The organism is Muricoccus harenae (assembly GCF_009848505.1).
Lineage (GTDB): Bacteria > Pseudomonadota > Alphaproteobacteria > Acetobacterales > Acetobacteraceae > Roseomonas > Roseomonas harenae.
Genome location: NZ_WWDL01000089.1, coordinates 1 through 1,343 on the forward strand (window position 1 = coordinate 1; position 1,343 = coordinate 1,343).

The following is a 1,343-nucleotide window of genomic DNA, read 5'->3' on the forward strand; positions in this document are numbered from 1 at the left end:
CTGGACATGTTCCTACGCGTTACTCACCCGTCCGCCACTGACATTGCTGCCCGTGCGACTTGCATGTGTTAAGCATGCCGCCAGCGTTCACTCTGAGCCAGGATCAAACTCTCAAGTTCATCAGCGCGCCAGAACCAAAGGTCCTAACCGCACGGATGCTGATCAACTAGGCTCCGCTCACCACTCTCGATGCAAAATGCCAATCAGCCATCGCCAGACCAGCACACCCCCGAGGGAAAGTACCAGCAGATAAGGCCAAAAGCACTTGCTTGCTTCCAAAAGACAGATGCAGTTGTCAAAGATCTGCTCATGCCGACACCAGCCGACAGGAAATGCCCGCATCTCTGTGCGGACGAAAAGAAATTCGTGCCCAAAGGCACAAAGATCAGGATCCGCAGCCAGACGACGCCCCAACTCCCAAGACAATCAGCCACACCCAAAATGCGACCCGTCCGTCCGGAAAGAGCAGCCACTCCGCCACAGGCACCGACTTAGCGCCCGCAGGCACCAGTTTCAAGAGCCTCTTTTCGGAGCAGCCCAAAGGGAACGTCCGCCCCTTAGCAGACACATGAAATGGTACCTTTCGACACCAGTTTCAAGGCCCAGTCGCCCGGGCTTCTCAAGGAAATGTCCACCTCACGATGGACTACTAAAATCGGGGCCATTCAGCCCAATTTCAATGCCTGGTCACCCAGGCCTTCGAAGAGAATGTCCGCCTTGCAGCGGAGGCGTGAGATAGCTGCCTTCGGACATAACTTCAAGGGAGAATCTGGCACCACATCATGTTCTCCGCGCCTTGGCGGTCCGGCCGCGCCTGGAGACCTTTCCCGATGTGGCGTCTTCTCGCCTGTCGCCTTGCCCCTCCCCCGCCGCCCGGTCATCTCGCCGCCACGCGGCCCGCGTCAGCGCATGGGTGATCTCCGCCGGGGAGCCGCCGCGCTCCAGCACCGCGACCATACCCTCCGCATGCGCCCCCCCCCCCCCGAAACGCCCGGCCCGGCCACCGATCTGCTTGATCTCCTGCACGGAAAGCGGGCGGTCCTGCTTCCCGTCCCATTTGGTCAGGGAAGAAAACACCACCCGCCGCAGCGGGCCGATATTGAGGCCCATGCCGATGGCGTCCGTCGCCACCAGCACCTCCGCCTCGCCCTCCCGGAACCGCCGCGCCTCCGCGCGCGGCACTGTACGACGCCGAGGCCTAACCCGTCACACTGCTTAGTCTTACTGTGTCATTTCCAAGCGGGGCCTCTGGATTGCTGCAGGCAACAGGGGCAGCGTGGGAGGGATTGGACGAGGCTGACGATGAGGCGGCATCGGACGGTGCTGATCGAATATGGGACGTG

At 61.2% G+C, this 1,343-nt stretch carries 1 rRNA gene and 1 pseudogene; both read right to left on the reverse strand.

What is annotated here, in order from left to right:
- A 16S ribosomal RNA gene (locus tag GSE44_RS25010) occupies positions 1-119 on the reverse strand; the annotation flags it as partial.
- Between the two features lie 775 nt (positions 120-894).
- Positions 895-1,182, reverse strand: a pseudogene (locus tag GSE44_RS26100) (helicase-related protein); the annotation flags it as partial.
- Between the last annotated feature and the right edge of the window lie 161 nt (positions 1,183-1,343).